The following is a 4829-nucleotide window of genomic DNA, read 5'->3' on the forward strand; positions in this document are numbered from 1 at the left end:
GCCTGCGGCACACTTTCAATTCGCCAGTGTTGACGAATATAATGACCAAGTAATTTGTGATTCGGCGACATGGAACTTATGTAGTATGACGTATCTACGGTGCCTTTCCCGTTTATCACTCGGTGGCGTTCCACTGCTATAATGCTTCTTACCGTCGGCCATTTCTTTGCTAGTTCTTCGGGCAACTTAGCCTTAAGTTGAAAAACGTATCGCTCTTCGTTACGACCATGATGTGTCTCTTTGATTTCAGTGACTATTTTCTCTTTCCTAGCATCGAAGATAGCCTGAAACTGTTCAACAACAGCCGCTCTTAGTTTCGGTTGGTTGTTCTTCACTTGAACAACAACATGCGCTTTCTTTTCTTTTATCTTCTCTAGGGTTTCGCGCTGGCAATGCAGCGCATCAATCGTGACCACACTGCCTTTTACATTTATAACATCAAGCATTTGGCGCACAACACTGATCTCGCCATTCTTGTTTTCCGTCGGTTTTTGGCTCAGAACAAGGCCACGCTCAGTGTCATATGCCGTGACCAACTGCAACGCTGTTTTCCTGTCATTTCGATAAGAGCCACGCAGGACTTTTCCGTCGAATGCGATTATGGGTTTATTTTGGTTGGCTCTTTGTTCGTTTATCCACAAGGCCAACGCTTCAAGCAATGACTCCGCAACAACTGAGCGTAATATGCGTGCTATTGTGTGTCGTCGGGGGATTCCATGTTTGAATGGCCTGTACTTTCTTAACCAGCTTAACTTCTCTTCCCCATAAAATTCAATGTCTTGCCATCCTTCGCACCCAGATGCAATAGCACTAATAACGAGGAACATAACGTCAATAAGGTCATGTTTTTGGTTAATGTCAGAACGAGTATCTTCGATGACGGATAGGTGCTCAATTAAGTTCAAAATGGCTGTCTAGCTAAGGGTTTGACGCTATTAGATCATATTTGTTAACAAAGTGCGATCCCGCCCTGCTCCATATGCGATTCATCATTTTCGTCCGTTTTGGAAGAGGATGATCGGCTCCGTCACTAAAGTAGAAGATGATTTCCTCAATTCTATCTAGTTTAGTTAATTCTTTACTGATGAATAATCGCTAACAAGAAATCAAATGCTATTAAAGCAATCTTTCATTTTCCATCGAGAGCTATCTGGTTTATGATTTGTTGCATAAGTACTTGAATATATTATTTTTGGTAAGAATGGTTATGATGAAAGGTTGCAGCATCACTATAGAACCATATCAGGAAGGCTATAAAGCTGAAATCAGTTTTGATGCACTATCTGCGCCTACAACTGCGGAAGTTTACAGTCGTACGATAACGAGAAGAACCAAATGCGAACTTGAACTAGCTATAAATGACTTGATAAAGAGTTTTCCAGTTCAGCATTTAACGGTCCAGAAAGTAACTAATTTCCCAATGAAAAGTTCCGCTCTTAAATACTTTGGGTTTTCAGTTGTGGGTATCATTGTCATGCTGTCTATAGCTATAGTTGGTTTGGCTACATTTAGCGAACAGTCACAAGTCATCGATAGCAATACATGGGATAAAGCTAAAGCAGCTGCATTTTTCAATAATGTAGGTGCTCCGATTGTCGCACTTATGTCATACCTTGCTCTTTTGTACACATTACATCAACAGAACAAGTCGCATGAAGTCTCTTTAGAAGAGCTAGCATTAACTAGAAAAGAACTTGTAGATTCAACTTTAGCTCAAAAAGAGCAGGCTAGAACACTTAATCTGCAACTGGGAGAAGCAAAATCAACGGCAAAGAGTGAGAAGTTTGACAGTACATTCTACTCTTTGCTCGATCAACATAACAAAATACAATCAGAGCTTAACAATGAATCGTTTGAGTTAAGTGGAAACATTAGAGATATTGCTGTCCATTTTTCTGATATCCATAACTCCCCAAATCATTGCCGCTATTTTAGGGTGCTCTATCAGTTGCTAAAGTTTATAGCTGTTGAATCGAGTCAATATAAAACTCTAAATGACGAATTGTTTGAAACGAAAGTGAAGCCAAGAGAAAAATTTTATTCAAACATAGTAAGGTCGATGCTTGCTGACGATTTACTATATCTCTTAGCTGCTAATTGTTATTCCCCTAAAGGAACTGATGATTCATATTATAGATACTGGCAACTAATTGAAAGATATGGATTACTTGAGCATTTAACTCTCCCTAATAATATGAGCGAGTGGTTCAATGGGGCTTTTTACGACAAGAATGTGGCCGTTTTTGAGGCATACACTGAAAAGGCCTTTTCTAATCATTTAGATTTGATACAACTTAATGAGCAAATAGAAAGATTGAGAGGTAAAGTACATTTTTTAGAATGGTGTGGGGATTTTAAAATCCCTAGATTTAAGTTATCTGATGATTTTTCCCCTTCTGAAAAAGATGTCATGACACTCTCTAGCAGTGACGGTGGTTTTATTTCGGAAGCTGATGTTGGAATAACTAAACGTAAAATTCAGAAGTCATTGAATAATATTTGTAGGCATTATATTCAATATCATGGTCAACTGAAGGAAGACTGTATTGCCAAAAATTACCTTAAGATTATCCTTGCAGAGGATCTAGACTCATTGTTAGCTAAAAGAGAAGAAGCACTATTTCTTCATCCTCAATAATGTAGCTGTAGGTTTTTACTGAGCACAACTTTTAGGTTTTGTTGTAGCCGCATATCTTCCATAAAGTCTTCTCGAATCTCACTCGCAAACTTTTGATAAAGAAAATAAGGGATGCCAATTCCATTACTTGTATCTTGCTGCTGAAGCCAATCTGAAAATGAATAGTCTTCAATTCCAAGCAACTCTTTGAAATTAAAAAAACCACCGAGAATATTTTCGCATTGCCATGCAGAAACATCTTTAGCTGCAAAATCATCTTCTTCAAGCCATGGACAATTAGTTAGCTGATCCCATACATAGTCAATAGTACCGATTTCAGCTTGAGTAATACCCAGATGAAGAAAGTAAGACAGATCAAGCGTGTCACGATAACTCGCCCCATTCTGAAGAGCATTGATGAGTTGAGTACGATAGTGATTGTTTAATCGAGTCATTACGATTCCTCCCCGTCAAGGTTCACTTTGAATGCATTGACGATTACTCGCAGTTTTGGCAGTTCAAGTTTCTTTCCGTATCGACCAAACGTCATGTTCGCATTAACATGTCCGACGATCTCTGCTACTTCATGCTCTAAAATACGAGCACTCTTTAGTTCATCAATAAACGTATGACGTAGACCGTACGGTGTCGGGCGCTTGCCAGGTTTCATCCCTATTTTGGTCTGCATTTTCCCGAACACACTTCGGTAGTGTTTTGACCAGTCATCATCTCTCCCAAACGGAACAAAGTTGAAAATTGCACGATTACGACGCTTGGTTCTCTGCTCAACAAACTCAATAAACCCGTTCGCTAAAATCTCGGAGTGCAGCGGGATTGGTCTAACAGCATGCTCATTCTTTAAATACTGCTTAGAAGCACTGTCTGTAATGGCAAGGTAGTAGATATCCCCTTGATGCTTAATATCGTTTGTATGAAGCTGACATGCCTCATTAGGGCGCAAACCATGATAAAGCTGAAGTAGTGTGACCCATTTAAAGTCGTCATTTTTTCTCAGGTACTCTGGATGAGAAAAGAGAAACTGAAGCTCCTCTTGTGTCCAGCGATCACGCTCTTCACTAGCATGCTTAATTGATTTGAATTTCCCTGTGATTGACTCCGCTGGATTTGGCGAAGCGTAACCCATAAGGTTTAACCATTTTAGGAACTGTTTTGTCGAGGCGAAGTAGTCTTTGTTTGTTTTTGGAGCACGTTTTTCACTATTGAGTACATCGAGATAACGCATGATATCAGCGGACGTTGCTTCTGCGATGTAGTGCTTCTCTGTGTACTGAATAAAGTGATTAATGCGCTGCTCTAGTTGATGGCAGGTTAAATGATTAACCTGTGATGCTTTTTTGCTATCAATGAAGAGCTTCAGATAGCCTCGATACGGGAAAGGGTTATGCACATCTTCGCTAGTAATACCTTCAGGAAGGTCTGATTCAAACTCATCCTCAAAATTGACATCAGCATCGAAGTCAGTTGGCTCTGCAATAACGGTTTTTTGAATTGCTCTCGGTGGCGATGACGGGATGATGTAGAAAGACTGCTCTCTGATAGCCTGAATACGTTGGTTAAGCGCGGATTTGAAATCTTTGTAAGGAATAGGGTGTAACGTCTGGCAAGCAAAGAACGCTTGCTTGATACAAGCTGCGATATCGAAGTTACGCTGGATAGCAACATGACGATCTTTGGTCATGAGCGAAACTTTAATATCGAACGGGTAACCCTGTTTCAGAAGGGGTTTAGGAGTGCAAACGCGAGAGAAATATAAGCCATTTGTAGATTTTAAAAGGTACATTGGTCCACCTCATCGGAGAAGATAGGGGATTTGCAATGTTTAGATACGAAAAAGCCCTTGAAATTCAAGGGCTTAATGCGTTTTAGAATATGGTGGAGGGATAGGGATTTGAACCCTAGAACCGCTATTAACGGTTGCCGGTTTTCAAGACCGGTGCTTTCGACCACTCAGCCATCCCTCCAAAAAATTGTCATCAACAGATTAGTACACTGTTGAGGTTGTTATTTGCTAATGCAAGTAACGATACCTTTTGTCTTCACTTTTAAAAAAGTGAAAATAAATTTGGAGCCTGGCGATGTCCTACTCTCACATGGGGAAGCCCCACACTACCATCGGCGCTATTGTGTTTCACTTCTGAGTTCGGCATGGAATCAGGTGGGTCCACAATGCTATGGTCGCCAAGCAAATTTT

The 4829-nt window shown here is 40.3% G+C and carries 4 protein-coding genes, 1 tRNA gene and 1 rRNA gene; 1 reads left to right on the top strand and 5 read right to left on the bottom strand.

Annotated elements, in window-relative coordinates:
• Positions 1 to 905: ISAs1 family transposase (locus tag AB4375_RS12310; RefSeq protein ID WP_372051688.1), on the bottom strand; the 905-nt coding region annotated here is incomplete at its 3' end.
• Positions 906 to 1207: 302 nt separating this feature from the next.
• On the opposite strand from AB4375_RS12310, the gene AB4375_RS12315 reads away from it, so the two are divergent.
• Positions 1208 to 2638: a putative phage abortive infection protein gene (locus AB4375_RS12315; protein WP_372051690.1), complete on the top strand. Its 1431-nt coding sequence runs from the start codon at positions 1208 to 1210 to the stop codon at positions 2636 to 2638.
• On the opposite strand, the gene AB4375_RS12320 is transcribed toward AB4375_RS12315, so the two are convergent.
• From AB4375_RS12320 to rrf, 4 genes are all read right to left on the bottom strand, one after another.
• A complete protein-coding gene (locus AB4375_RS12320; protein ID WP_372051692.1) occupies positions 2632 to 3072 on the bottom strand; it encodes a hypothetical protein in 441 nt (146 codons plus the stop codon). The two genes, AB4375_RS12315 and AB4375_RS12320, sit on opposite strands and share 7 nt — an antisense overlap.
• Complete coding sequence (locus AB4375_RS12325; protein WP_372051693.1) at positions 3072 to 4316, bottom strand: tyrosine-type recombinase/integrase; 1245 nt, start codon at positions 4314 to 4316, stop codon at positions 3072 to 3074. Before AB4375_RS12325 ends, AB4375_RS12320 begins: the two co-directional genes overlap by 1 nt.
• A gap of 192 nt (positions 4317 to 4508) precedes the next feature.
• Positions 4509 to 4599, bottom strand: a tRNA-Ser gene (locus AB4375_RS12330).
• A 106-nt stretch (positions 4600 to 4705) separates the two neighbouring features.
• A 5S ribosomal RNA gene (gene rrf, locus AB4375_RS12335) occupies positions 4706 to 4821 on the bottom strand.
• Positions 4822 to 4829: the final 8 nt, after the last annotated feature.

Origin of the sequence: Vibrio sp. 10N.261.51.C6 (assembly GCF_041471785.1) — a bacterium.
GTDB classification, from domain to species: Bacteria; Pseudomonadota; Gammaproteobacteria; order Enterobacterales; family Vibrionaceae; genus Vibrio; species Vibrio crassostreae_C.